General features: G+C 61.3%; 25 protein-coding genes. 14 read left to right on the top strand and 11 right to left on the bottom strand.

Features of this window, described 5'->3' with window-relative positions; translation table 11 throughout:
* Window positions 1-46 precede the first annotated feature (46 nt).
* Genes ACYSTU_RS14330 through ACYSTU_RS14320 form a run of 3 tightly spaced genes read left to right on the top strand, consistent with a single transcriptional unit; the run spans window position 47 to window position 5522 of the window.
* Window positions 47-1291, top strand: coding sequence for an exonuclease SbcCD subunit D C-terminal domain-containing protein (locus ACYSTU_RS14330; RefSeq protein WP_498999475.1), 1245 nt, complete (start codon window positions 47-49; stop codon window positions 1289-1291).
* On the top strand, window positions 1288-4929 hold the full coding sequence (locus ACYSTU_RS14325; RefSeq protein ID WP_498999472.1) for an AAA family ATPase: 3642 nt from the start codon (window positions 1288-1290) through the stop codon (window positions 4927-4929). The genes ACYSTU_RS14330 and ACYSTU_RS14325 overlap by 4 nt, the downstream gene beginning before the upstream one ends.
* Window positions 4926-5522 carry a glutathione S-transferase gene (locus ACYSTU_RS14320; protein WP_498999469.1) on the top strand — a complete coding sequence of 199 codons (597 nt, stop codon included), beginning with the start codon at window positions 4926-4928 and terminating at the stop codon, window positions 5520-5522. The genes ACYSTU_RS14325 and ACYSTU_RS14320 overlap by 4 nt, the downstream gene beginning before the upstream one ends.
* 123 nt (window positions 5523-5645) lie before the next feature.
* Here ACYSTU_RS14320 and ACYSTU_RS14315 read toward each other — a convergent pair whose 3' ends face one another.
* Together ACYSTU_RS14315 and ACYSTU_RS14310 are read right to left on the bottom strand one after the other, a co-directional pair.
* Window positions 5646-5903, bottom strand: a complete 258-nt coding sequence (locus ACYSTU_RS14315) for a hypothetical protein (RefSeq protein ID WP_039763921.1) — start codon at window positions 5901-5903, stop codon at window positions 5646-5648.
* Window positions 5900-6112 carry a hypothetical protein gene (locus ACYSTU_RS14310; RefSeq protein ID WP_039763920.1) on the bottom strand — a complete coding sequence of 71 codons (213 nt, stop codon included), beginning with the start codon at window positions 6110-6112 and terminating at the stop codon, window positions 5900-5902. The genes ACYSTU_RS14315 and ACYSTU_RS14310 overlap by 4 nt, the downstream gene beginning before the upstream one ends.
* Between ACYSTU_RS14310 and ACYSTU_RS14305 the strand changes: the two genes are divergently transcribed.
* Window positions 6111-6311 carry a hypothetical protein gene (locus ACYSTU_RS14305; protein WP_498999464.1) on the top strand — a complete coding sequence of 67 codons (201 nt, stop codon included), beginning with the start codon at window positions 6111-6113 and terminating at the stop codon, window positions 6309-6311. The genes ACYSTU_RS14310 and ACYSTU_RS14305 overlap by 2 nt on opposite strands.
* A gap of 204 nt (window positions 6312-6515) precedes the next feature.
* Here ACYSTU_RS14305 and ACYSTU_RS14300 read toward each other — a convergent pair whose 3' ends face one another.
* The 6 genes from ACYSTU_RS14300 to ACYSTU_RS14275 all read right to left on the bottom strand — a co-directional run bounded on the left by ACYSTU_RS14300 (window position 6516) and on the right by ACYSTU_RS14275 (window position 12615).
* Window positions 6516-6695 (bottom strand): hypothetical protein, encoded by a 180-nt coding sequence (locus ACYSTU_RS14300; RefSeq protein ID WP_016775003.1) that lies wholly within the window; start codon window positions 6693-6695, stop codon window positions 6516-6518.
* A gap of 155 nt (window positions 6696-6850) precedes the next feature.
* Window positions 6851-8026: a lactonase family protein gene (locus ACYSTU_RS14295; protein WP_498999461.1), complete on the bottom strand. Its 1176-nt coding sequence runs from the start codon at window positions 8024-8026 to the stop codon at window positions 6851-6853.
* Window positions 8013-8324 (bottom strand): DUF5629 family protein, encoded by a 312-nt coding sequence (locus ACYSTU_RS14290; protein ID WP_206422032.1) that lies wholly within the window; start codon window positions 8322-8324, stop codon window positions 8013-8015. Before ACYSTU_RS14290 ends, ACYSTU_RS14295 begins: the two co-directional genes overlap by 14 nt.
* 240 nt (window positions 8325-8564) lie before the next feature.
* Window positions 8565-10145: an aldehyde dehydrogenase (NADP(+)) gene (locus ACYSTU_RS14285; protein ID WP_137214978.1), complete on the bottom strand. Its 1581-nt coding sequence runs from the start codon at window positions 10143-10145 to the stop codon at window positions 8565-8567.
* A gap of 9 nt (window positions 10146-10154) precedes the next feature.
* Entirely contained in the window at window positions 10155-11147 is a 993-nt protein-coding gene (araD1, locus tag ACYSTU_RS14280) for an AraD1 family protein (RefSeq protein WP_498999457.1), read from the bottom strand.
* A gap of 145 nt (window positions 11148-11292) precedes the next feature.
* Window positions 11293-12615 carry an MFS transporter gene (locus tag ACYSTU_RS14275; RefSeq protein ID WP_130911257.1) on the bottom strand — a complete coding sequence of 441 codons (1323 nt, stop codon included), beginning with the start codon at window positions 12613-12615 and terminating at the stop codon, window positions 11293-11295.
* 192 nt (window positions 12616-12807) lie between these two features.
* Here ACYSTU_RS14275 and ACYSTU_RS14270 point away from each other — a divergent pair, with 192 nt between their 5' ends.
* Complete coding sequence (locus tag ACYSTU_RS14270) at window positions 12808-14544, top strand: IlvD/Edd family dehydratase (protein ID WP_024013184.1); 1737 nt, start codon at window positions 12808-12810, stop codon at window positions 14542-14544.
* Between the two features lie 196 nt (window positions 14545-14740).
* Window positions 14741-15460 carry a FadR/GntR family transcriptional regulator gene (locus ACYSTU_RS14265; protein ID WP_024013185.1) on the top strand — a complete coding sequence of 240 codons (720 nt, stop codon included), beginning with the start codon at window positions 14741-14743 and terminating at the stop codon, window positions 15458-15460.
* A gap of 307 nt (window positions 15461-15767) precedes the next feature.
* Here the strand turns inward: ACYSTU_RS14265 and ACYSTU_RS14260 are convergent, their stop codons facing one another.
* On the bottom strand, window positions 15768-18152 hold the full coding sequence (locus tag ACYSTU_RS14260; protein ID WP_498999453.1) for an efflux RND transporter permease subunit: 2385 nt from the start codon (window positions 18150-18152) through the stop codon (window positions 15768-15770).
* Entirely contained in the window at window positions 18149-19192 is a 1044-nt protein-coding gene (locus ACYSTU_RS14255) for a WD40/YVTN/BNR-like repeat-containing protein (RefSeq protein ID WP_110603691.1), read from the bottom strand. The genes ACYSTU_RS14260 and ACYSTU_RS14255 overlap by 4 nt, the downstream gene beginning before the upstream one ends.
* A 461-nt stretch (window positions 19193-19653) precedes the next feature.
* Between ACYSTU_RS14255 and ACYSTU_RS14250 the strand changes: the two genes are divergently transcribed.
* The 7 genes from ACYSTU_RS14250 to ACYSTU_RS14220 all read left to right on the top strand — a co-directional run bounded on the left by ACYSTU_RS14250 (window position 19654) and on the right by ACYSTU_RS14220 (window position 25072).
* Window positions 19654-20244: an amino acid synthesis family protein gene (locus ACYSTU_RS14250; protein WP_007968626.1), complete on the top strand. Its 591-nt coding sequence runs from the start codon at window positions 19654-19656 to the stop codon at window positions 20242-20244.
* A 31-nt stretch (window positions 20245-20275) separates the two neighbouring features.
* The gene (locus ACYSTU_RS14245) at window positions 20276-21109 is read left to right on the top strand and encodes an alpha/beta fold hydrolase (RefSeq protein ID WP_024013187.1); all 834 of its coding nucleotides are present in this window, start codon (window positions 20276-20278) and stop codon (window positions 21107-21109) included.
* Window positions 21106-22587, top strand: a complete 1482-nt coding sequence (locus ACYSTU_RS14240) for an aldehyde dehydrogenase (protein WP_024013188.1) — start codon at window positions 21106-21108, stop codon at window positions 22585-22587. Before ACYSTU_RS14245 ends, ACYSTU_RS14240 begins: the two co-directional genes overlap by 4 nt.
* Before the next feature lie 12 nt (window positions 22588-22599).
* Complete coding sequence (locus ACYSTU_RS14235) at window positions 22600-23085, top strand: flavin reductase family protein (protein ID WP_016775013.1); 486 nt, start codon at window positions 22600-22602, stop codon at window positions 23083-23085.
* A 210-nt stretch (window positions 23086-23295) separates the two neighbouring features.
* Window positions 23296-23685: a carboxymuconolactone decarboxylase family protein gene (locus ACYSTU_RS14230; protein ID WP_498999447.1), complete on the top strand. Its 390-nt coding sequence runs from the start codon at window positions 23296-23298 to the stop codon at window positions 23683-23685.
* Window positions 23686-23742: 57 nt separating this feature from the next.
* Entirely contained in the window at window positions 23743-24507 is a 765-nt protein-coding gene (locus ACYSTU_RS14225) for a GntR family transcriptional regulator (RefSeq protein ID WP_016775014.1), read from the top strand.
* A 1-nt stretch (window position 24508) separates the two neighbouring features.
* Window positions 24509-25072, top strand: coding sequence for an NUDIX hydrolase (locus ACYSTU_RS14220; protein WP_024013191.1), 564 nt, complete (start codon window positions 24509-24511; stop codon window positions 25070-25072).
* A 140-nt stretch (window positions 25073-25212) separates the two neighbouring features.
* On the opposite strand, the gene ACYSTU_RS14215 is transcribed toward ACYSTU_RS14220, so the two are convergent.
* Window positions 25213-25509 (bottom strand): DUF1330 domain-containing protein, encoded by a 297-nt coding sequence (locus tag ACYSTU_RS14215; protein WP_136492517.1) that lies wholly within the window; start codon window positions 25507-25509, stop codon window positions 25213-25215.
* 68 nt (window positions 25510-25577) lie between these two features.
* Between ACYSTU_RS14215 and ribBA the strand changes: the two genes are divergently transcribed.
* Window positions 25578-26687, top strand: a complete 1110-nt coding sequence (ribBA, locus tag ACYSTU_RS14210; RefSeq protein WP_016775017.1) for a bifunctional 3,4-dihydroxy-2-butanone-4-phosphate synthase/GTP cyclohydrolase II — start codon at window positions 25578-25580, stop codon at window positions 26685-26687.
* Window positions 26688-26796: the final 109 nt, after the last annotated feature.

The following is a 26796-nucleotide window of genomic DNA, read 5'->3' as shown; positions in this document are numbered from 1 at the left end:
TCATTTCATCTGCGGCCATCACCTCTTTTCTGTAGCGGAGTCCACCTTGCGTCTGTTCCACACCTCCGACTGGCACCTTGGGCAAAACCTGCACGGCCAGGAGCGCGATTTCGAGCACGCGTGTTTTCTCGAATGGCTGCTGCGCCAGTTGCACTTGGCGCAGCCGGATGTGCTGCTGATCGCCGGGGACATCTTCGATACGGTCAATCCGCCGGTCAAAGCGCAGGAACGCCTCTACGACTTCATCGTCAGCGCTCACGAACAGCAGCCGTTGCTGACAATCGTGATGATCGCCGGCAACCATGATTCCGGCTCGCGGATCGAGCTGCCGGCGCCGTTGATGCGGCGTTTGCGCACTCACGCGTTGGGTCGGGTGCTGTGGCTGGATGACGGGCAGCTCGACGCCGAGCGCCTGCTGCTGCCGCTGCCGAATGCGCAGGGAGAAATCGCCGCGTGGTGTCTGGCGCTGCCGTTCTTGCGCCCGGCGGAAGTCACTGGCGCGCATCTGGGTGACAACTATTTGCGCGGCATCGGTCAGGTACATGCGTGGCTGATCGCGGCGGCGAATGCCAAGCGCCAGCCCGGGCAGGCGTTGATCGCTATCAGCCACGCGCACATGGCCGGGGGTTCGGTGTCGGAGGATTCCGAGCGCAGCCTGATCATCGGCAATGCCGAAGCGCTGCCCGCCAGCCTGTTCGGCGAAAGCATCAGCTATGTCGCCCTCGGCCATTTGCACAAGCCGCAGAAGGTCAATGGTGAGGAGCGCATCCGCTACAGCGGCTCGCCGATTCCGCTGTCGTTCTCCGAAATCGGTTATCAGCATCAGATTCTCGATGTGGTCCTCGACGGTGAAACACTGGTCAGCGTCGAGCCGAAACTGATTCCGCGCTCGGTCAACCTGCAACGCATCGGCCCGGCACCGCTGGCCGAGATCCTGCTGCAACTGGCCGATCTGCCGAACATCGACCTGCTCGCCGAAACCCAACGGCAACCGTGGCTGGAAGTGCGCGTCACCCTCGACGAGCCGCAGCCGGATCTGCGCCATCAGGTGGAAACTGCGCTGCAAGGCAAAGCCGTGCGACTGGTGCGCATCGCCGCTGAATACGCCGGCAATCGTGGTGCCGATGGCAGCGATGACGGCAGCACGCTGATCGAACTCGACCAGCTCACCCCGCAGGAATTGTTCAGCCGCGCCTGGCTCGACAACTACGGCAGCGAGGTCGACGAGCAGACGCTCAAGGACTTCGCTGAACTGCTGCAGGACGTGCAACTGGAGGGCGAGCAGCCATGAAGATTCTCGCCATTCGTTTGAAGAACCTGGCCTCGCTGGCCGGGCCGTTCGAGATTGATTTCACCGCTGACCCGCTGGCCAGCGCCGGTCTGTTCGCAATCACCGGCCCCACCGGCGCCGGCAAAAGCACATTGCTCGATGCCTTGTGCCTGGCACTGTTTGGCGCTGTGCCGCGCCTGAACAACACCGGCCGAGATGCGAAAGTCCCGGATGCTGACGGTGAAATCGCCACTGGCGACCCGCGCACCTTGCTGCGACGCGGCACCGGTGAAGGCTATGCCGAAGTGGATTTTGTCGGCGTCGATGGCCGCCGCTATCGCGCGCGCTGGGAAGCCAATCGTGCTCGCGAGAAGGCTGGCGGCAAGTTGCAAGCGAGCCGGCAGAGCCTGCGCGACATCGATCAGGATCAACTGCTCGCCAGCCAGAAAGGCGAATACAAAACCCAGCTGGAAGCCGCGCTGGGCCTGAACTTTGAACAGTTCACTCGCGCTGTGCTGCTGGCGCAGAGCGAGTTCAGCGCGTTCCTCAAGGCTGACGACAACGACCGCAGTGAACTGCTGGAAAAACTCACCGACACCGCGCTCTACACCCGCCTCGGCCGCCGCGCCTTCGACAAGACCAAAGAGGCCCGCGAAGCGCACAAGCTGTTGCAGGATCAGGCTACCGGCGTGACGCCGCTGGCACCGGAAGCACGCGCCGAACTCGACGAGCGTTTCAACACCGCGCAGCAACAGATGAAGGCGCAACAAGCGCAGCTCAAACAGCTTGAGCAACAACACGGTTGGCTGACGGATTTGCGTCAGTTGCAGGACGCGCAAAAAGCCGCCAGCGAACAACTGCAAGCCGCGCAACAGCAATGGCAGGCACTGGCCGGCGAGCGGGTAAAACTGACGCGTCTGGAACAGCTTGGCCCGCAGCGTCATCAGTTCGCGCGCAAGGCTGAGCTCGATGCGCTGCTGACGCCACTGGCGACGCAGATTGCCGCGCACACCCAACAACACGCGGCGCTGGGCGAACGCCAGACGGAGCTGGAACAGAACCTCGGCGCAGCGAAAGTCGCCCTGAGCGCAGCGCAACAACGCCAGAGCGAAAATGCGCCGTTGCTGCGTCAGGCATTCGAAGAGCAAAGCACCCTCGCCCGCCTGATCAAGGACACTGCCAGCAGCGCCGAAGCCCGACAAACCGCCGAGCAAGCGTTCAAGGATGGCCAGAGCGCGATTCAGGCCTTGCAGGAAAAACAGGCTGAGGTCGCCGAGCGTTTGCAACGCATCGCCACCGAGCTTGAGCAGAGTGCGCATCTGGCGCCGTTGAGCGATGCCTGGAGCGCCTATCGCGATCGTCTGCAACAGCTGATGCTGATCGGCAACCGCTTGAACAAGGGCCAGAGCGAACTGGCGTCCCTCGAACGGAACGCCGCGCACAGTGCTGAGCAACTGGCCTCGCACAAACAGCAACTGGAAGTGCTGTTCAAAGAGGCTGGCGCAGAGCCGGACGCAGTCGCCGAACAGATCGGCCTGCTCGGCACCTTGCTGCAGGACAACCGCAAACAGCTGCGCGCAATCGAAGACCTGTCGCGCCTGTGGGCGTCTCAGCAGGATCTGGACAAGCGCAGCGCCGAGTTGCAACAACGCCAGCTCGACGCGCAGCAGCAACGCGAACGCTTGACCCAGGACGGTGTGAAAACCAAGGCCGAACTGACCGTCGCCGAGCAGACCCTCAATGTCACTCGCGAGCTGCTAGAGCGTCAGCGGCTAGCGCGCAGTGCCAGTGTCGAAGAGTTGCGCGCGCAGTTGCAGGACGATCAGCCCTGCCCGGTCTGCGGCAGCAACGAGCATCCCTATCACCAGCCCGAAGCGCTGTTGCAAAGCCTTGGCCGTCACGATGAAAACGAGCAGGCCAACGCCCAGCAAGTGGTCGATCAGCTCAAGGAAAAACTGATCGAGCTGCGCGGCGAAGTCGGTGGCGTGATCGCACAACAGAAAGAGCTGCTGCAGCAACAGGAACAACTCGCGGCGCAGCAACAAGCCTTGGCCCCAAGCCTCGACGCGCATCCGCTGGCCGCGCAACTGTTCAATCAGGACGCCGACAAACGCGACGCCTGGCTCAGCCGCCAGACCGAGCAGTTGAACCAGAGCATCACTCAGGACGAACAACGCCAAAGTGCGCTGCTCACCTTGCAACAGGACGCTGCGCGCTTATCGCAGCAATTGCGTCAGGCTGAAGTGGCGCATCAGCAAGCGGCGCAACAGCTGAGCCATCAGCAGCATGAACTCAACAGCGACCGTCAGCGCCTTGAGGAAGAACTCAGCGCGTTCGGCCCGCTGCTGCCCGCCGACACACTTGAGGCCTTGCGCCTGGAGCCGGCGGCAACGTTCATGCAGCTGGACCGGCAGATCGCCGAGCGTTTGACCCAGCTCGAACAGCAAAAGGAAGAGCTGAGCGAACAGCAGCAACGCCAGCAGACGCTGGAGAAAGAGCAGGATCGCCAGCAGCTGCGCACTCAGCAGCTGCACAGTGCCGAACAGCAATTCACGGCGTTGACCGAGCAGCAGCAAAGCTGTCAGGAAAAACTCGCGCAGTTACTTGGCGAGCACAGCAGCGCCGAGCATTGGCAGCAGCAACTGGAAAACGCGGTGGAACAGGCACGTAGCGCGGAAACCAGCACCGCTGAAGAGCTGCAAAGCGTGCGCACGCAGCTGGTGCAGATCGCCGCTGAGCTCAAGGCCCAACAGGAACGCCTGCAAGCACTGCAAGCTGAAGACCTGGTACTCGCCGGCAAGATCGCCGATTGGCGCGCCAGCCATCCGGAACTGGATGACGGCGGCCTCGAAGACTTGCTGCGCTTCGATGACGCGCAAGTCGCCGAGCTGCGCCAAACCCTTCAGCACAACGAAAAAGCCATCGAACAGGCCCAGGTCCTGTTGCAGGAGCGCGATCAGCGTCTGCTCGATCACCAGACCCGGCAGGACGGCAATCTTGACGCCGAACAGCTGGACAGCGCCCTCGCCGAGCTGCAAAACCAGTTCGCCGTCAGCGAGCAGCAGTGCGCCGAACTGCGCGCCGAACAGGCGGAAGACCAGCGCCGGCAGAACGCCAATCAGGCGCTAGCCCAGCAGATCGCCGACGCCTATGCCGAGTACCAGCGCTGGGCGCGACTCAGTGCCTTGATCGGCTCGGCCACCGGCGACACCTTCCGCAAGATCGCCCAGGCCTACAACCTCGATCTGCTGGTACATCACGCCAACGCGCAGCTGCGCCAACTGGTCAAACGCTATCGCCTCAAACGCGGCGGCAGCATGCTCGGCCTGCTGGTGATGGACACGGAAATGGGCGACGAACTGCGCTCGGTGCATTCGTTGTCGGGCGGCGAGACGTTCCTCGTATCACTCGCCCTTGCGCTGGGTCTGGCCTCGATGGCGTCGAGCACGCTGAAAATCGAATCGCTGTTTATCGACGAAGGCTTTGGCAGCCTCGACCCGGAATCCTTGCAACTGGCCATGGACGCGCTCGATGGCTTGCAGGCGCAGGGACGCAAGGTCGCGGTGATTTCCCATGTGCAGGAAATGCACGAACGGATCCCGGTGCAGATTCAGGTGCGGCGCCAGGGCAATGGTTTGAGCACGCTGGAGGTGAAATGAACACGCTGTATTCCTTCCGCCGCTGCCCTTACGCCATGCGTGCGCGAATGGCGCTGCGTTATGCGGGCGTGCCGGTGGAGATCGTTGAGGTCAGCCTCAAGAACAAGCCGGCGGAAATGCTCGCGCTCTCGCCCAAGGGCACCGTGCCGGTGCTGAATGCCGATGGCGTGGTGATTGATGAGAGTCTGCAGATCATGCGCTGGGCGTTGGCGCAGAATGATCCGGATGATTGGTTGTACAAGGATGATCCGGGAGCAGACGTCATCATGGACATGCTGATCGAGACGAACGATCAACGATTCAAGACTTCGTTGAACCACTACAAATACGCTGAGCGTTATCCAGAGCAACCGATGGAGGTCTATCGCATGCAGTGCGAGATGATCGCCCACTATCTGGATCTGACGCTCGCAGACCACGACTATTTGCTGGGTGACCGGCTCAGTCTCGCCGACATCGCCCTGCTGCCCTTCGTCCGACAGTTCGCTCATGTTGATCGCGAGTGGTTTGCGCAGACGCCTTATCTTCGCTTGCAGGCCTGGTTGCAGCGCTTGCTCGAATCTGAGCTGTTCACCTCAATCATGAAAAAATAACCCTCTGTCCCTTTGATCGTTCCCACGTTCCGCGTGGGAATGCAGCCGGGGACGCTCTGCGTCCCATTGGAACGCGGAGCGTCCCTTGAGGCATTCCCACGCAGAGCGTGGGAACGATCTTCGTCAGGCCAGGGCGTTGCACATGCCCAGCGCCATGCAATCCACTTCAAACGGCCCGAGAAAATCCACCGCGACCTTGACCGGTGGATTGCCGGCCATCAGCCCCAGCGTGTTGGCGCGTTCAATGTTGTGGGCGATGTTGTGGTTGGCCTCTATGGCCCGGGCCAAGCCGCCCACCGAGCCCTGGCCAAACCCCAGGAGTGAGGCGCCGTTGGTCATCAGCGCGAGGCTGGCGATGACCCAGAGTCTGTAGCCTTTCATGCGCCGCCGACTCCTGCGAGTTCGGCCCTGTCGACCATCGCGCTTTGCGAGCGCAGTTCGAACTGGATGCCGGGGTGGGCGACGTCGATCGGGGCGTCGAAGCTGTGTTCCATCTGCGCGCCGATGCTGACGAACAGCACCACGGCCAGGTACAGACCGATGGCCAGGTAGGCGCCGCGTTTGGCGGAAGTGAGGATTGCGCTGGCCATGGTGTTCTCCGTGGGCAAAGGTTTCGATGGCCACAGAATCAATCAAAAAAGCCGAAGCAACCACTCAGGGTTTGCAATGGTGAATATCAGCTTCGTTGATTATTTAGACGCTCTATTTGCCGGCGAGAGAAAACCTATGCGTGCAGAACGCGCGCGTGTAGAAGCTGCCGAAGGCTGCGATCTCTTGTTTGATCGTTGATCGTTCCCACGCTCCGCGTGGGAATGCCTCTAGGGACGCTCCGCGTTCCAATGGGACGCAGAGCGTCCCGGGCTGCGTTCCCCCGCAGAGCGTGGGAACGATCAGATTACGCGCGCGCGTAGGAGCTGCCGAAGGCTGCGATCTTTTGACGATGAAGATCAAGAGATCGCAGCCTTCGGCAGCTCCTACAGGAGAACGGTGCGCTCAGGCTTGGGTTTTGTGATCCAGCGCGGCGTAGAAGTTGGCGCTTTGTTGCAGGTATTTCTGGGTGTAGCTCTGGGTGTGGGATTTTTTGCTGGCGATTTCGACGTTGGCACCGGCTGGCAATACCACGGTGGCAGAAATGGCGGAAGCGGCGATGACGGAGAAGAGATTGAAGTTCATGGCAGTAACCCTCGTGTTCGTTTGCTTGGTTTGCCCGGCGGGCTGTGAAACAAACGTAACGCTCGAGGGTTACTCGCTTGAAATCTTTTGTAGCATTAGCCGATATCAGTGCAATTAATACAACGATGCAGGCCCCGTAGACCGGGGCCTGTGGCTTATTGTCGCACCAGGAATTTCAGATCGCTTGGCGCGTCGATCGGCAGTTTTTGCACGGTTTTGCCCAGCAGACCGGTCTTGGCATCGCGCTCGACGACGACGATCTGGTTGCTCTTCTGGTTGGCAATCAAGACAAATTTACCGCTCGGATCGAGGGCAAACTCGCGCGGGTGATCACCCTCGACCGAGCGCTTTTGCAGCTCTTTGAGCTGACCGGTCGCAGGATCAATGCTGAACACTACGAGCTGATTGGCCGTGCCGCGATTGCTCACGTAGAGAAACTTGCCGTCAGCCGAAGCATGCAGCGCCGCGCCGGCTTTGTCCGAGGTCGGCTGGCCCGCTGCCAGATCGACCAGTTGCGTCTGGGTCAGTACGCCGTCCTTGTAGTCGAACACCGCGACCTGTGCACTCATCTCCATGGTCAGCCAAGCGTGTTTGCCGTCAGCGCTGAACAGCAGATGACGCGGGCCACTGCCGGCCGGCAAGGCTACCGAGGCGGTTTTCGCCGGGGTTAGCGGCAAGTGCGGGTTGGCCTTCGGGTCGTACTGATAGATGAAAACCTTGTCTGCGCCCAAATCATTGGAGAACACATAGCGCCCGTCCGGCGAAGACACCGTCGAGTGCACATGATTGGAAGCCTGACGCTCAGGGTTCACCCGACTGGCCGGGTGGCCGCTCATCTGCACCACCGGTTTCAGCTGGCCGTCGGCATCGACCGGCAATACCGCCAGGGTACCGCCCGGATCTTCCATCACCGAGTAGTTGCTGACGAACAGGTGTTTGGCATCTGCGCTGAGGCTGGAATGGGTCGGCTCGTTACCGAGGCTCTGCACTTGATTGATCAGGCTCAGCGCATGGGTTTTCGGGTCGATGGCGAAGCTGCTGACGCGGCCGACCGGATCGGTCTGGCCCGGGCCGTTTTCGTTGACCACGAACAGGCGTTTCTGGTCTTTCGAGAGGGTCAGCCACGAAGGGTTTTCGGTCTTGACCACTTGCAGCGGCTTGGCGTCGATCTGGCCGGTGGCACTGTCGAACTGCATGCGGTAGATGCCCTGGCTGGAACCGGCGGTGTAGGAGCCGACCAGCAATTGCAAGGTTTCGGCAGAGGCGCTGGAAAGCCCCATCGCGCCGACGCTGCCGGCCATCAGCAAAGGCCAGAAATTACGCATCTTCATTATTGTCATCCTCATCGTCGCTGCTGCTGACTACGTCGCCGACGCACACCAGACGATGCTCGCCCGTGGTCTTGGTGTCGCTGGCGTAACCAACGATCAGCCAGCTCTGCAGCGTCTCAGCGAACGTCGCTTGCGCGACCTGCGCCGGGGTGAATTGCCAGTGCTTGGCTTCGCGGCCGTCGATGCATTCGATGTGCAGGTTATCGTCCTCGTCGAGGGCGAATTCGAAGGCGTGCAGGCCATCGATTTCGACCATACCGCAGTGTTCGAGGGCGTTGAGAAGGGTTTGGGCAGTCATGGCAAACAGTCTTTCTAGGGGGGAAAGGGCCAATGATAGCCCAATGTGATCCGAAGGCCCCTGCTGGAACCTCTGTGGGAGCGAGCCTGCTCGCGAAGGCGGTGTGCCAGCTGATCGTTCCCACGCTCCGCGTGGGAATGCCTCAAGGGACGCTCCGCGTTCCAGTGGGACGCAGAGCGTCCCGGGCTGCATTCCCACGCAGAGCGTGGGAACGATCAACACAAAAAAACGCGGTGTTGGCTAGATCGCCTCTCGCGATGGCTTGCCATCCACCAAACGCTGAATCCGCAGCGGGTTGGCGTTTTTCAGTGGTTCGGGCAGCAAGCTGTCCGGGTAGTTCTGGAAGCACACCGGGCGCAGGAAGCGGTCGATCGCCAGCGTGCCCACTGACGTGCCGCGCGCATCGGACGTCGCCGGGTACGGCCCGCCGTGCACCATCGAATCGCACACTTCGACACCGGTCGGATAACCGTTGAGCAGGATGCGCCCGACTTTCTGTTCCAGCAGCGGCGTCAGTTCGGCGAATTGCTCGAAGTCCGACGGCTCACCAATGATCGTCGCGGTCAGTTGACCGTGCAGGCCATGCAGCGCCGCGCTCAGTTGTGCCTGATCGGCCACTTCGACGATTACTGTGGTCGGGCCGAACACTTCTTCCTGCAGCACTTCGTCACCGTTGATCAACAGGCTGACATCGGCCTTGAACAACTGCGGCTGCGCCTGATTGCCCTGCTGCGGATTACCGGCCAAATGCGCGATGCCGCTGTGCGCCAGAAGCTTTTCCAGGCCTTTGCCATAGCTGCCGAGGGTGCCGGCGTTGAGCATGGTTTGCGCCGGTTGATCACCGATTGCAGCGGCGACTTGTTGGACAAACGCGCTGAACTGCGGAGAGCGAATACCGATGACCAGACCCGGGTTGGTGCAGAACTGACCGCAACCCTGAACCACCGAAGCGGTGAGGTCACGCGCAACGGTTTCCGAACGCGTGGCCAGTGCCTGCGGCAGCACGATCACCGGGTTGATGCTCGACATCTCGGCGAACACCGGGATCGGTTGCGGACGTGCGGCAGCCATGTCGCACAAGGCGCGACCGCCCTTCAGCGAACCGGTGAAACCAACGGCCTGAATCGCCGGATGCTTGACCAGCCATTCACCGACGCCGCCACCGTAGATCATGTTGAACACGCCGGCGGGCATACCGGTTTTTTCTGCGGCACGAATGATCGCGTCGGCGACCAGTTCAGCGGTGGCCATGTGGCCGCTGTGCGCCTTGAATACCACCGGGCAACCGGCGGCCAGTGCTGCTGCGGTATCGCCACCGGCAGTGGAGAACGCCAGCGGGAAGTTGCTGGCACCAAACACGGCGACCGGGCCGAGGCCGATGCGGTACTGACGCAGATCCGGACGTGGCAGCGGCTGGCGATCCGGCAATGCCTGATCGATCCGTGCGCCGTAGAAATCACCACGACGCAGGACTTTGGCGAACAGACGCATCTGCCCGCTGGTGCGACCGCGCTCGCCCTGAATGCGTCCGGCCGGCAGCGCGGTTTCGCGGCAGACCACAGCAACGAAATCGTCGCCAAGCGCATCCAGCTCATCCGCGACCGCATCGAGGAACTGCGCGCGACGTTCGGCGCTGAGGCTGCGATAGGTCGGGTAAGCCGCAGCGGCGGCCTTGGCGGCGGCGTCGACTTCTTCGGCCGTGGCCTGAATGAAATCGTGCGGCAGGGCCTCGCCAGTGCTGGCGTCGACCGAGTGCAGTTTGACGCTGCCGGCGGCGCTGCGCTGACCGCCGATGTAGTTGTGACCGAGAATCTGAGTCATGGGATCTCCTTAAAGGGTGCCGATGCTGTCCGGTTCAAAAGCAGCCTGAACCGGTGCGATACCGTTGACCAGCGGTGCGCCGAAGTCGGCCTGGCTGATCTCGAACGTGTCGCCCGGCTGGGTGCGGATGCCGTCGGCAAACGACAGGGTCGCAGTGCCGAAAAAGTGAATGTGCACGTCGCCCGGACGCAGGAACTGACTGTATTTGAAGTGGTGGTACTCAAGGTTCGCCAGGCTGTGGCACATGTTGGCCTCGCCGCTGAGGAACTCGTTCTGCCAGAGCACTTCGCCGTCACGCAGGATTCGGCTGGTGCCGGCAAGGTGTTGAGGCAATTCACCGGTACGAAGTTCCGGGCCATAACTGCAACTGCGCAATTTCGAGTGCGCGAGGTACAGGTAATTTTTGCGTTCCATGACGTGGTCAGAGAACTCATTGCCCACCGCGAAACCGAGACGATACGGCTTGCCGTCGTTGCCGATGACGTACAGGCCGGCCATCTCCGGCTCTTCGCCGGCGTCTTCGGCAAACGGCGGCAGCGGGAACGGCTGCCCCGGACGCACGACAATGCTGCCGTCGCCCTTGTAGAACCATTCCGGTTGCACGCCGGCCTGCCCCGCCGCCGGTTTGCCACCCTCCACGCCCCATTTGAAAATGCGCATGGTGTCGGTCATCGCCGTTTCATCGCCGGCCTGCTGGTGCATCTTGTCCCGGGCCGAAGCGCTGCCCAGATGGGTCAGACCAGTACCGCTGACCAGCATGTGTGCCGGGTCCGGGTGATCCAGTGGCGGAAGGATGCGCAGGTCTTTGAGCAACTGCGCGTAGTCGTGGCTCGCGCCGAGGCCGAGGCTTTGCACTTGCTGCTCAAGCGAGCTGCCGGCCTCGATTGCGGCCAAGGCCAGATCACGGACACTGCGGGCGTCCTGGACTTCGCGGACCTGACCGTTGTCGACCACGCCGACACGGCGCTCGCCGTTGGGTAATTCGAATTGAACCAGATGCATCATTTTCTCCTGTTCCATCAAAAACGCCGCTATCCCCTGTGGGAGCGAGCCTGCTCGCGAAAGCGGTGTATCAGTCACCAACAGTGTTGAATGTGATGGCCTCTTCGCGAGCAGGCTCGCTCCCACAGGGGCCAGTGTTGGTCAGTCAGGTTCGGGTCGCGCCACGGGCACTTGCTGCGAACTGGTCGACGGGCAGCACGTGCTTGCGCTCCAGCACGCGATAAACGATGCCGGTCAGAATCAGCCCGAACACCATCACGCCCGAGAGGAAGTACAAGCCGGACGCCAGATTGCCGGTGTATTCCTTCAACGCGCCAATCACGAACGGCCCGATGTAACCGCCGAGGTTGCCCACCGAGTTGATCAAGGCAATCCCCGCCGCTGCACTGGCGCCAGCAAAGAAGCGCCCTGGCAAAGTCCAGAACACCGCTGTGCACGAGAACAACGCGAACGCCACCAGACACAGCGCCGCCAGTTGCGCCGCCGGCAGCGACAGCCAGGCACTGAGGAACAGGCCCAGCGCACCGAGCACATAGAGCACCGCCAAGTGGCCGTAGCGATCATTCAAGCGGTCGGAGCTGCGCGGAATGATCAGCAGGCCGATGATCCCGAAAATGTATGGCACCGAAGAGACGAAACCGGTGACCAGATCGCTGCCGCCGAACTGTTTGATCAATGTCGGCAGCCACAGGCCGAGGCCATAAATGCTCAGGGTCACCGGCAGATAGAACAGCGCCAGCAGCAACACGCGTTTGTCTTTCAGCGCATGCAGCGGGTTGCCGTGACGGGTCTGGCCGTATTCCTGCAAGTCCTTTTTCAGTTCGCCGGTCAGCCAGTCTTTTTCCGCCTGATCCATCCACTTCACTTGCTGCGGGCCGTCCGGCAGCCAGCGCAGGACCGGCCAGGTCAGCAGGATCGCCGGGGTGCCGATGACGATGAACAGCCACTGCCAGCCATGCAGACCAAGGATGCCGTCCATGCCCAGCAAGCCACCGGACACGGGACCGGTGATCATCATCGCGATCGGTTGCGAGAGGATGAACAGGCCGAGGATCTTGCCGCGATGGCGCACCGGGAACCACTGGGTGATGTAGTAAAGCACGCCGGGGAAGAAGCCCGCCTCGGCCGCGCCGAGCAGAAAACGCATCACATAGAAGCTGTGCGGCCCTTGCACAAAGGCCATGCCGATGGTGATCGCGCCCCAGGTGATCATGATCCGCGCGAACCAGCGCCGCGCGCCGAAGCGTTCGAGCATCAGGTTGCTGGGAATTTCCAGAAGAAAGTAGCCGATGAAAAACAGCCCGGCACCGAGGCCATAGGCGGCGTCGCCGATGCCGATGTCGGCGCCCATGTGCAGCTTGGCGAAGCCGACGGCGGAGCGATCCACATAGGCGATCAGGTACAGCAGGATCAGGAAGGGAATCAGTTTCAATGTGATGCGCCGGACAAGCCGCAATTCCTGGCTCATGAGATCGGTCTCCGATTGTTGTTTTTATAGAACCTCGGGGGACGCCTCTCGCCAAAACAGCCAGGGCCATCCCTCCGTCGAAAACGACTATATAGTAATACTAATTACCCAACAACACTTCCAAAGCGCGGATTTTGAGCTTAGATTAAGCGTCAGCTCGCAAACAATAGTCTTACAATAAGAGAATCGATCATGTCTGATAAGAAACCCACCCTGCGCTCCGCCCAATGGTTTGGCACGGCCGACAAGAACGGCTTCATGTACCGCAGCTGGATGAAGAATCAGGGCATCGCCGACCATCAGTTCCACGGCAAGCCGATCATCGGCATCTGCAATACCTGGTCGGAACTGACCCCATGCAACGCGCACTTCCGCCAGATCGCGGAGCACGTCAAACGCGGGGTGATCGAGGCCGGTGGTTTTCCGGTGGAGTTTCCGGTGTTCTCCAACGGCGAATCGAACCTGCGCCCGACCGCCATGCTCACCCGCAACCTGGCGAGCATGGACGTTGAAGAAGCGATTCGCGGCAACCCGATCGACGGCGTAGTGCTGCTCACCGGTTGCGACAAAACCACTCCAGCACTGCTGATGGGCGCGGCCAGTTGCGACGTGCCGGCCATCGTCGTCACCGGCGGGCCGATGCTCAACGGCAAGCACAAAGGCAAGGACATCGGTTCCGGCACCGTGGTCTGGCAGCTCAGCGAACAAGTCAAGGCCGGCACCATCACCATCGACGACTTCCTCGCAGCCGAGGGCGGCATGTCGCGTTCGGCGGGCACCTGCAACACCATGGGCACCGCGTCGACCATGGCGTGCATGGCTGAAGCGCTGGGCACTTCGCTGCCGCACAACGCGGCGATTCCGGCTGTGGATGCACGCCGTTATGTGCTGGCGCACATGTCCGGCATGCGTGCGGTGGAGATGGTGCGTGAAGACCTGAAGCTGTCGAAGATCCTCACCAAGGAAGCCTTCGAAAACGCTATTCGTGTCAACGCTGCCATCGGCGGTTCGACCAACGCTGTGATCCACCTGAAAGCCATTGCCGGACGCATCGGCGTCGAGCTGGATCTGGACGACTGGACCCGCATCGGTCGCGGCATGCCGACCATCGTCGACCTGCAACCGTCCGGGCGTTTCCTGATGGAAGAGTTCTACTACGCCGGTGGTTTGCCAGCGGTACTGCGTCGCCTCGGCGAAGCCAATCTGATCCCCAACCCGAATGCACTGACGGTCAACGGCAAGTCCATCGGCGAAAACACCAAGGACGCGCCGATCTACGGCGAAGACCAAGTGATCCGCACCCTCGACAATCCGATTCGCGCTGACGGTGGCATCTGCGTGTTGCGCGGCAATCTGGCGCCGTTGGGCGCGGTGCTCAAGCCGTCCGCCGCCACTGCTGAACTGATGCAGCATCGCGGTCGTGCGGTGGTGTTCGAGAACTTCGACATGTACAAGGCGCGGATCAACGATCCGGAGCTGGACGTCGATAAGGATTCGATTCTGGTGATGAAAAACTGCGGGCCGAAGGGTTATCCGGGCATGGCTGAAGTCGGCAACATGGGCCTGCCGGCCAAGCTGTTGGCAGAAGGCGTGACCGACATGGTGCGTATTTCCGATGCACGCATGAGCGGCACGGCATACGGCACGGTGGTTTTGCACGTTGCCCCGGAAGCCGCAGCCGGCGGGCCTTTGGCGGCAGTAAAAGAAGGCGACTGGATCGAGCTCGATTGTGCCAGCGGCCGTCTGCATCTGGACATTCCGGATGCTGAACTGGCCGCACGCATGGCCGATCTGCAAGCACCGCAACAGTTGTTGGTGGGCGGTTATCGTCAGCTGTACATCGACCACGTGCTGCAGGCGGATCAGGGTTGCGACTTTGACTTCCTCGTCGGTTGCCGAGGCGCCGAGGTTCCGCGTCACTCTCATTGACACCCCACTGATCGTTCCCACGCTCCGCGTGGGAATGCAGCCCGGGACGCCCCGCGTCCCTTTCATAGCTGGAACGCGGAGCGCCCCTTGAGGCATTCCCACGCAGAGCGTGGGAACGATCATTGCCTACCTCAAGATTGCGCCGTGCCTGCTATGATGCGCGGCATCTCCATCGCTCAGGATCGCGCCACTCCCCATGGATTACCGCAAACCTTCCGACCGTAAAAGCATGCACTCGCGCATCGTCCAGGAACTGGGCATGCAGATCGTCTCCGGACGCTTTTTGCCCGACGACAAACTGCCCGCCGAAGCCCTGCTGTGCGAGGAGTACGCGGTCAGTCGGCCGGTGTTGCGCGAGGCCACCCGAGTGCTGGTGGCCAAGGGGCTGGTGTATTCCAAACCGCGCGTCGGCACCGTGGTCAAGGCGCGCCGCGAATGGCACATGCTCGACCCGGACGTGCTGCACTGGCTGATGCAAAGCAGCCCGCAGAATGAATTCTTCAACGTGCTGACCAGCGTGCGCAGCATCATCGAACCGGCAGCCGCCGCCCTCGCCGCTCAGCATGCGACCGATGCCGACATCGCTGCGATCAACGAAGCCTACCAACGCATGGAAGCCGCGCCGACCCCGGAAGCGCTGTTGCAGCCGGACCTGGATTTCCATAGCCGCATCGCCGATGCGACGCACAATGACCTGCTGGCGAACCTGTGCAACATGTTGGCGGTAGCGATTGCCGAGGCGTTGAAGCATTCCAATCAACGGCCGAATCTGCATGAACTGGCGTTGCCCAGGCACAAGGCGATCTTGACCGCCATCGAGAACCGCGATGCCCTGGGCGCCCGGCATGCGACGTTGGTGCAGTTGGATGATGCGCGTAGTGCGTTGAGTGTTGTGCTTGGCGCAGAGCTTTCTTAGGGCTTGAGACCGCTTGCCCTCACCCTAGCCCTCTCCCAGAGGTAGAGGGGACCGATTGGGGGATATTTGAGATTTACGCCGACTTGAACGATTTGCGCTGAATCCAACATCGCTTGGTATTGCAGGTCCAGTGATTTGCTTTGAATCCATAATCGACTCGATCTTTCAGGTCGGTGTATGGCGAGAGACACCGCGGTCAGTCCCCTCTCCCTCCGGGAGAGGGCTAGGGTGAGGGGCTCTTGATCTTGAAGCACAAAAAAAGCCGCAACCCCTCAAGGTTGCGGCTTTGTCGTTTCAGCCTGTCAGATCAATGAGCAAACAGCGAATTGCCCTTCTGCCCCGCCAGCTTCTCAGGCTTGATCAGGAACTTGGCCAGCGCCGGCAGCAGCCACAGCGCGCCGAACATGTTCCACAGCAGCATGAAGGTCAGCATCAGGCCCATGTCGGCCTGGAACTTGATCGCCGAGAAGATCCAGGTGCACACGCCGATCGCCAGGCACAGGCCGGTGAACAGCACCGCTTTACCGGTCGACTTCAGGGTCTGGTAATAGGCTTCCTGCAACGGCAGCCCGGCACGCAGGAAACTTTCGAGGCGGCTGTAGATGTAGATGCCGTAATCCACGCCGATCCCCACACCCAACGCCACCACCGGCAGCGTCGCGACTTTCACGCCGATGCCCATGAACGCCATCAGCGCGTTGCCGAGCACCGAGGTGAGCACCAGCGGCAAGACGATGCACAGGGTCGCTGCCCATGAGCGGAAGGTGATCATGCACATCACTGCCACGCAGATGTACACCAGAATCAGGATGGTCAGCTCAGCCTGTTTGATGACTTCGTTGGTGGCCGCTTCGATCCCGGCGTTACCGGCAGCGAGGATGAATTCCAGGCCATCCTTGTTGTTTTCCTTGGCAAACTCCTGCACCGCGTTGACCGCACGATCGAGGGTTTCGGCCTTGTGGTCGTTGAGGAAAACCAGCACTGGCGCCAGCGAGCAGCTGTTGTTATACAGGCCATCGGCGCGGGCGATCGAGTTATTCAGTACGTCCGGGTTGCGCGACAGGGTTTCCCATTTCAGGTTGCCCTCGTTCATGCCCTTGATCATCTGCTTGGACACGGTCACCAGCGAGATCGCCGACTGTACGCCCTCGGTGTTCTGCATCTTCCACATCAGCTGATCGATCGGCGCCATGGCTTCGTAGCGCGAGCAGCCTTCGGCCTTGGTCTTGACCATCACCACCAGCACGTCGGAGCTGGTGGAATAGTTGCTGATGATGAAGTTGTTGTCCTTGTTGTAGCGCGAGTCCGGACGCAGTTCCGGCGCGCCCTGGTCGAGGTCGCCGATCTTCAGGTTCTGGCTGTACCAGAGGCCGCCACCGAAGGCGATCAGCGCCAGCGCTACCGAAATCGGCGCAACTTTCGGGCTGGCGAAGTTCGACAGCAGGCGCCAGAACGGGTGCTCGCGGTTGGCGTCCTTCTTGCTCTTGGCAATCGCGCGCTTGCTGATGCCGACATAGGAAATCGCCACCGGCAGCAGGATCAGGTTGGTGAACACGATCACCGCAACGCCGATAGACGCGCCGATTGCCAGTTCACGGATCACGCCGATGTCGATGATCAGCAGGGTAATGAAGCCCACCGCATCGGCCAGAATCGCGATCATCCCCGGCAGGAACAACTGGCGGAAGGTGCGCCGTGCAGCGGTCAGGGCGTTATCGGCCTCGCTGGATTGCAGGGCAATACCGTTGATCTTCTGCACGCCGTGGGAAATGCCGATGGCGAAAATCAGGAACGGCACCAGCATCGAATACGGGTCGAGGCCGAAGCCGAAGAAGTGCATCAACCCGAGTTGCCAGACCACCGCCACCAGCGTCGTGCTCAACACCGCGATGGTGCTGCGCAGGCAGTTGGTGAACCACAGCAGCAGAATCAGGGTGATGACGAAGGCGACACCGAAGAACAGCACTACCATCACCAGACCGTCGATCAGGTCACCGACTTTCTTGGCGAAACCGACGATGTGGATCTTGATGTTGGGGTTCTGCGCTTCGAACTTGTTGCGGATCTTGTCTTCGAGCTCATGGGAGAACTGGCGATAGTCCAGCGCCAGCAACTTGCCCTGATCCTGCGGGTCCGGATAGGCCTCCAGCAGCGGGATGTCGACGATGCTCGACTTGAAGTCGTTGGCCACCAGACGCCCGACCTGGCCGGACTTGAGCACGTTGTTGCGCAGCAGATCGAGGCTGTCCTGGGAACCGTTGTAGCTCTGCGGAATCACTTCGCCGCCGGCGAAACCCTCTTCGGTCACTTCGGTCCAGCGTACGCTCGGGCTCCACAGCGATTTGAGGCCGGAACGGTCGACGCCGGAAATGTAGAACACTTCGTCGTTGATCTGGCGCAGGGTCTCCATGTACTCCTTGGAGAAGATGTCGCCGTCGGTGGCTTCCACCGAAACACGCACGGTGTTGCCGAGGTTCGCCAGATCGTTGCGGTGCTCCATCATCTTTTCGATGAAGGGATGCTGCAGCGGGATCATTTTTTCAAAACTGGTCGACGGCCGAATCAGCGTGGCCTGCCAGAACAGGAAAATGCTCACCACCAGGCAGATCAGGATCACGGCCGGACGGTTGTTGAAGATCAGGCGCTCGAGAACCGTCGCCTTTTCCTGCTGAGGAGTGATCAAGGAAGTCATAGCCCCGCCTTCTTGTTATTGGTCTCGGCACCGTTTGGCTGGGTGATGTGCAAGCCACCCTGCCCGGTCAGAATCAGGTTGCCGTTGCCCGCGGCGGTGACCGACGACAGCGAAATGCGATCCGGGCGGTTGAACACGCTGAAGGTTTCGCCGTTGTCGCTGCTGCTGATCACCGAGCCGCCGTTGCCGACGATGACGATCGAGCCGTCTTCCAGCAGCGTGCCGCCGGACAGGCCGAACTCCAGCGCACCGCGTGCGGCTTTGAGTTCGACCTGCTCCCAGTTGCTGCCGAAATCAGTGGAGCGGTAAAGATTGCCGCGCAAGCCGTACGCCAGCAGTGTCTGCGGCTGCGCCGTGCCGATCACGCCGAACAGCGAACCTTCGTACGGGCCTTCGAGTTTTTCCCAGGTCTGGCCGTCATCGGCGGAGCGAAACATGCTGCCGGACTCGCCGACGATGAACAGCCCGGCGTCTTTCACGGCGGCGATGGCGTTGAGGTGGAACTGGTCTTCATTGTCGAGGCGGTCGCTGACGTCTTCCCAGTTTTTGCCGCCGTCGGTGGTTTCCAGCAGCGTGCCGTAGGCGCCCACGGCAAAGCCGCTGCTGGCGTCCTTGAACCAGACGTCGAGCAGCGGCGATTCGCGTGCGAGGTCTTCGAATTGTTTGGTCCAGGTCAGACCGCCGTCTGCGCTGGCGAGAATCTGCGCGTCGTGGCCCACGGCCCAACCGTTTTTGTCGTCGACGAAATACACGGCGGTGAGCAGTTGCCGCGTTGGCACCTTGGCCTGGGTCCAGGTTTTGCCCTGATCATCGGAATAGACGATGTGCCCGCGATCGCCGACCGCGACCAGACGCGCGCCAGCGTGGACGACATCAAGAATCAGGCTTTTTGCGGCCTTGGCCGATTCGGTGGCATAGACCACGTCAGCCGGGGCCTCGGCGGCAATCACAGGTGCCGATAACGTGGCGAAGCCCAGCAGCGAGAGTGCTGTGGCCAGCAACGCGGTGTTGCGTAACGCCGGCGGGCGGCAACGACTCATAGACCTTCCCCTATTTATTATTGTTGGGCCATCGGGCCTTCAAGGGCGCCGCAAGGGTGCTCGGCTAGTGGCGTTTCAGAAGCATAGTCCTGAAACCCGCAATCCAGAGCCCCTTCGGAAGCTGGCTCATCCTATCGGGCTTTGCAAATGTCTGACAATCGGCGCCGCGTTATCTTTTGTTAACCGAAAGCGGCCCTCTGTAACCCATCATTTTCCCTGTGGGAGCGAGCCTGCTCGCGAATGCGGTGTATCAGTCACCCTGTTTATTGGCTGAACCACCGCTTTCGCGAGCAGGCTCGCTCCCACAGGGTTTGTAGTGATGGTTGGTTTTGCGACAAAGGGTGAATGCGCAGCCATTCGTAGGATGGATGACGCAATTGTTGCGGAGGGGACTTGCAGGATCGGTATTATGGTATACCATCAGACGCACAGACACTCTCAATCCCCCAACGGAGCAGCTCATGAGTTTCGAAATTCGCAAGATCGTCAGCTATGTCGAAGAAACCTTCATCGAAGGCGGCAAGGCTACTGACAAGCCGGTGACCATGGTCGGCCTCGCCGTGGTGATGAAGAACCCGTGGGTGGGCAACGGTTTTGTCGAAGACCTCAAGCCGCAGATCCGCGCCAACTGCTCCGACCTCGGCGCAATGATGGTCGAGCGTCTGGTCGGGATCATCGGCGGTGCCGAGAAGATCGAGGCCTACGGCAAAGCGGCGGTCGTCGGCGCTGATGGCGAAATCGAGCACGCATCGGCGGTGATCCACACCCTGCGCTTCGGCAATCACTATCGCGAAGCGGTAAAAGCCAAGAGCTACCTGAGCTTTACCAACAAGCGCGGCGGCCCGGGCACTTCAATTCAGATCCCGATGATGCACAAGGACGACGAAGGCCTGCGTTCGCACTACATCACCCTGGAAATGCAGATCGAAGACGCGCCGCGTGCCGACGAAATCGTCGTCGTGCTCGGTTGCGCCGACGGTGGCCGCCTGCACCCGCGCATCGGCAACCGCTACATCGATCTGGAAGAACTGGCTGCCGAAAAAGCCCAGTAATCACAATAAAAAGGCATTGCAGGAGCGCTCCATGATTCGGCTCACCGCTGAACTCACCCCGGCTGGCACCAGTTACCTGGCGACCGGCCAAGGCCAGCCCGTGGTTTTGATCCACGGCGTGGGCCTGAACAAAGAAATGTGGGGCGGGCAGATTGTCGGCCTCGCCAGCCAGTACCAGGTGATCGCCTACGACATGCTCGGCCACGGCGCCAGCCCGCGCCCGGCCAGCGGCACCGACCTGCTCGGTTACGCCGATCAGTTGCTCGAGCTGCTCGATCACCTCAATCTGCCCCAGGCAGCGGTGATCGGTTTCTCCATGGGCGGCCTGGTCGCGCGGGCCTTCGCCCTGCATTACCCGGAGCGCCTGCAAAGCCTGGTGGTGTTGAACAGCGTGTTCAACCGCAGCGAAGAACAGCGTGCTGGCGTCATTGCCCGCACTGCGCAGGCTGCCGAACATGGCCCGGACGCCAATGCCGAAGCGGCGTTGTCGCGCTGGTTCAGCCGTGAATATCAGGCGGCCAACCCGGCGCAGATCGCCGCGTTGCGCCAGACCTTGGCCAACAACGATCCGCAGGGCTACCTGACCACTTATGAATTGTTCGCCACCCAGGACATGTACCGCGCCGACGACCTGAGCAGCATTCAGGCGCCGACGCTGATCGCCACCGGCGAACTCGACCCCGGCTCGACGCCGGAAATGGCCGAGCAACTGGCCCGACGCATCCCCGCTGCGAAGGTTGCCGTGCTGCCCGAGCAACGGCATATGATGCCGGTAGAGTCGCCGCGTCTGGTCAACCAGATGCTGCTGGAATTTCTCCAATTCGCACACGCCCGACAAAACCATATAAAGGGGATCGTTGCATGACACTCGCACGCTTCCAGATGTGCATCGGCGGAGACTGGGTCGACGCCCTCTCCGGCAAGACCTTCGAAAGCCTCAACCCGGCCTCCGCGCAAGCCTGGGCGGAACTGCCCGACGCCGATGAAGCGGACGTCGAACGCGCCGTGCAAGCAGCGCAAAATGCCTTCGACAGCCCGGCGTGGCGCGGCCTGACCGCCACTGCGCGGGGCAAACTGCTGCGCCGCCTCGGTGATCTGATCGCAGAAAACAAGGAACACCTCGCGCAGCTGGAAAGCCGCGACAACGGCAAGCTGATCCGCGAAACCCGTGGCCAGGTCAGCTATCTGCCGGAGTTCTTCCACTACACCGCAGGCCTCGCTGACAAGCTTGAAGGCGGCACCCTGCCGTTGGACAAGCCTGACCTGTTTGCCTACACCGTGCATGAAGCCATGGGTGTGGTCGCCGCGATCATTCCATGGAACAGCCCGCTGTACCTGACCGCGATCAAACTGGCCCCGGCCCTCGCCGCCGGCAACACGATTGTGATCAAGCCGTCCGAGCACGCCTCGGCGACCATTCTCGAGCTGGCACGCCTGGCCCTCGAAGCCGGGATTCCGCCGGGCGTGGTCAACGTCGTTACCGGCTACGGCCCGAGCACCGGCGCCGCCCTCACCCGTCATCCGCTGATCCGCAAGATCGCCTTCACCGGCGGCGCGGCCACGGCGCGGCATGTAGTGCGCAGCAGCGCCGAGAATTTCGCCAAGCTGTCGCTGGAGCTGGGCGGCAAGTCGCCGAATATCATCTTCGCCGACGCCGATCTCGACAGTGCAATTAACGGTGCGATTGCCGGCATCTACGCGGCGTCCGGGCAGAGTTGCGTGTCCGGTTCGCGCTTGCTGGTGCAGGACGAAATCTACGACGAATTCGTCAATCGTCTGGTCGAGCGCGCCCAGCGCATCCGCATCGGCAACCCACAGGAAGACAACAGTGAAATGGGGCCGATGGCCACCGCGCAGCAACTGGCGGTGGTCGAAGGTCTGGTCGCCGATGCGATCGCCGAAGGCGCGCGTTTGCGCACCGGTGGCAAGCGTCCGGCGGATCTCGGCGAAGGCTGGTTCTACGAGCCGACGCTGTTCGAATGCGACCGCAATTCGATGAAGATCATGCAGGAAGAAGTCTTCGGCCCGGTCGCCTCGGTGATTCGTTTCAAAGACGAAGCCGAAGCGCTGGCGATCGCCAATGACTCACAGTTCGGCCTCGCCGCCGGCATCTGGACCCGTGACCTCGGCCGCGCCCATCGTCTGGCGCGCGATGTGCGCTCGGGGATCATCTGGGTCAACACTTACCGCGCGGTGTCGGCGATGGCGCCGATCGGCGGCTTCAAGAACAGTGGCTATGGACGCGAAAGCGGCATCGATTCGGTGCTGGCCTACACCGAACTGAAAACGGTGTGGATCAACCTCTCCCAGGCGCCAATGCCTGATCCGTTTGTGATGCGCTAGGAGTCCTGCGAAATGATCGAACCCGGCATTTACAAAGACGTTATGAGCTCGTTTCCGTCCGGCGTCACGGTGGTCACCACCCTCGACCCGGACGGCGGCATCGTCGGTATCACCGCCAGCGCGTTCAGCGCGCTGTCGATCGACCCGGCGCTGGTGCTGTTCTGCCCCAACTATGCGTCCGACACCTACCCGGTACTGCGCGACAGCAAGAAATTCGCCATCCATTTGCTCTCCGCCGAGCAGACTGCCGAAGCCTACGCGTTCGCCGGCAAGGGCAAGGAAAAGGCCAAGGGCATCGAGTGGCACCTGAGCGATCTGGGCAACCCGATTCTGGCCAAGGCCACGGCGATCATCGAGTGCGAGTTGTGGCGTGAATACGACGGCGGCGATCACGCGATCATTGTCGGCGCAGTGAAGAACCTGATCCTGCCCGAGCAACCGGTGACGCCGATGATTTATCACAAGGGCAAGTTGGGTGCGTTGCCTGCCTTGACCTGACGGATCCACACAACTCCCACTGTGGGACGACCCATTGTGGTGAGGGGATTTATCCCCGACCGGCTGCGAAGCAGTCGTAAAACCATTGCGCGCGGAATATCTGGCAAATCGCCGTTGCAGGTATTGGGGGTGCTTCGCACCCCGTCGGGGATAAATCCCCTCACCACAGGGTTCATTCCAACAAGGGGATCTGTGTTGTGAGGAGGAATGATGAGTAACGATAAGTACGAAAAAGGTCTGAAAATCCGCACCCAGGTATTGGGCGAAGCCTATGTTCAGCGCTCGATAGACAACGCCGACGATTTCACCCGTCCGCTGCAGGAAATGGTCACCGAATACTGCTGGGGCCATGTATGGGGGCGTGAGGGTCTGTCGCTCAAGGAGCGCAGCATGATCAACCTGGCAATGATCTCGGCGCTCAACCGCCCGCATGAACTCAAGCTGCATGTGCGTGGCGCCTTGCGTAACGGCCTGAGTCGTGAGCAAATACGCGAAATTCTGCTTCAGGTCGGCATTTATTCCGGCGTTCCGGCGGCCGTGGACAGTTTCCGGCTGGCCCGTGAAGCCTTTGCCGAAGCCGACGCCGAGGCCTCCAGTTAACCCTCGGCTGTTTTGATGCCCGTCTGGCATGGACAGCCAAGCTCAAGAGCGGACCCCATGAAACGCCAGCCACTCGACGACAGCTTCAAGGTCAATCGCAACCCCGTTACCCTGCGCGAAATCGTGCTGGACAAACTGCGTAGCGCGATCATGAATTTCCAGCTCATGCCAGGTGATCGCCTGGTCGAACGCGACCTGTGCGATCGCCTCGGTGTCAGCCGCACTTCGGTGCGCGAAGCCTTGCGTCACCTCGAATCCGAAGGTCTCGTCGAATTCGCCGATGCCAAAGGCCCGCGCGTAGCCATCATCACCCTCGACGACGCCGTCGATATCTACGAACTGCGTTGCGTGCTCGAAGGCTTGATCGTGCAGTTGTTCACCCTGCGTGCCAAAGCCAAGGACATCAAGGCCCTGGAAAAAGCCCTCGACGACAACCGCAAGGCGCTCAAGGACGGCGAGCTGCAACAGGTCATCGACTCGGTGCAGGGCTTCTACGACGTGCTGCTCGAAGGCTCGGGCAACCATGTCGCCGCCACCCAGCTGCGCCAGTTGCAGGCGCGCATCAGTTACTTGCGGGCCACTTCGGTGTCCCAGGAAAACCGTCGTGGCGCGAGTAATCACGAGATGGAAAAAATGGTCGAGGCGATCAAGAGCGGCGATCCGCTGGCGGCGCATCAGGCGTGTGTCGATCACGTCCGCGCGGCGGCTGCCGTGGCCCTCGATTACCTCAAGCGCAAGCAGGAAGAAACCGGCGTCGCCGTCAAAGGCACCCCGGCGATCACCCTGCCGATCGCGCTGAAAGAACCCCGCATAGGTCAATGACATGTTCAGCCCGAGCTTTTGCCCGAAATGCGGTGGCCCTGACCTCGGTCAGCAGACGCCGCCGGGTGATACGCACGAGCGCCTGATGTGCCGCGGCTGCGGCTACATCCACTACGTCAATCCGAAGATCATTGCCGGCTGCATCATCGAGCAGGACGGCAAATACCTCTTGTGCCAACGGGCGATTCCCCCGCGCCCGGGCACCTGGACGCTGCCGGCCGGTTTCATGGAAAGCGGTGAGACCACCGAACAGGCGGCGCTGCGCGAAGTCTGGGAAGAAAGCGGCGTGCGCGCGGAAATCGTCTCGCCGTATTCGATCTTCAGCGTGCCGAAAATCAGCGAGGTGTACATCATATTCCGCGCCATCGCCCTGGAGATCACCGGGCAGTACGGGCCGGAGACCATGGATTACAAGTTCTTCGCCCCGGAAGAGATTCCGTGGGAGCAGATCTACTACCCGGCGATCCGGCAGATCCTCGAGCGCTATATCGAAGAGCGCCAGGCTGGGGTTTACGGGATTTACATGGGCAATGATGACAGCGGCAAGATCCATTTCATGCGCTAAAAATCACCTTCCCCCTGATCGTTCCCACGCTCCGCGTGGGAATGCCTCTACGGACGCTCCGCGTTCGGCTTTGAAAGGGACGCGGAGCGTCCCGGGCTGCGTTCCCACGCGGAGCGTGGGAACGATCAATACCCTAGGCTTCAGAGTGGGTTGATGCCTTCAACGATGATGATCTCCGCCCTCGCCCATTCTTCGCGATAACTTTTCGCCTCCTGATACGCCGCCGAGCGGTAGCACGCGACGGCTGTTTCGTAGCTTTCAAACTCGATGATCACCGTGCGCTGTGGCGTCTGCCGTCCTTCCATCGCTTCGCTGCGCCCGCCTCTGGCGAGAAACTTGCCGCCGAATGCGGCAATCGCCTGCGGGGTGCGCTGGGTGTATTGGCTGTAGTGCTCGGCATCGGCTATATCCACATGTGCAATCCAGTACGCCTTCATAGTGACCTCTTTGTTGATTTTGTATTATGGTATACCAATATATTTCCAACGAACCCTGAGAGTCCAGCATGGCCTTCAACAGCATCGAAGAAATCATCGAAGATTATCGCCTCGGCAAAATGGTCCTGCTGGTCGATGACGAAGACCGCGAGAACGAAGGCGACCTGCTGCTGGCCGCTGATCGTTGCACACCGGAGGCTATCAGCTTCATGGCCCGCGAAGCACGCGGGCTGATCTGCCTGACCCTGACCGACGAACATTGCCAGCGTCTGGGCCTGGAGCAAATGGTACCCGCCAACGGCAGCGTGTTCAGCACTGCATTTACCGTGTCGATCGAAGCGGCGGTTGGCGTGACTACCGGCATTTCTGCCGCCGACCGGGCCTGCACCGTTGCCGCCGCGGTCGCGCCGAATGCCCGCGCCGAAGACCTGGTGCAGCCCGGCCACATCTTCCCGCTGCGCGCCAAGGAAGGTGGCGTGCTGACTCGCGCCGGGCACACCGAGGCCGGTTGCGATCTGGCGCGTCTGGCCGGTTTCACCCCGGCCTCGGTGATCGTCGAAGTGATGAACGACGACGGCACCATGGCGCGCCGCCCGGATCTGGAGCAGTTCGCGCGCAAGCATGGGATCAAGATCGGCACGATTGCCGACCTGATCCACTACCGCCTGAGCACCGAGCACACTATCGAACGCATCGGCGAACGTGAGCTGCCGACGGTGCATGGCACGTTCCGTTTGATCACCTTCGAGGATCGCATCGAAGGCGGCGTGCACATGGCGATGGTCATGGGCGATCTGCGCCGCGAGGAGCCGACACTGGTGCGCGTGCATGTGATCGATCCGCTGCGCGACCTGGTCGGCGCCGAGTACAGCGGGCCAACGAACTGGACGCTGTGGGCGGCGCTGCAACGGGTCGCGGCGGAAGGTCATGGGGTTGTGGTGGTACTGGCCAATCATGAATCGTCGCAGGCCTTGCTCGAGCGCGTGCCGCAGTTGACCCAGCCGCCACGGCAGTTCAGCCGTTCGCAATCGCGGATTTATTCCGAGGTCGGGACGGGGGCGCAGATTCTGCAGAATCTGGGAGTGGGCAAGTTGCGCCACCTCGGCCCGCCGCTGAAGTACGCGGGGTTGACCGGGTATGACCTTGAGGTGGTTGAGAGCATTCCGTTCACCGAATAACCCTGTTATCGATACTCCCCTGTGGCGAGGGGATTTATCCCCGTCGGGCTGCGAAGCGGCCCCGATTCCTGCCAACGCGATCCGCCAGAAATATCGCATGTCCCGCTTT

This window comes from Pseudomonas glycinis, assembly GCF_054871425.1.
Note: the sequence above shows the minus strand (reverse complement) of the source record. Positions and strands in the feature narration are given on the sequence as shown.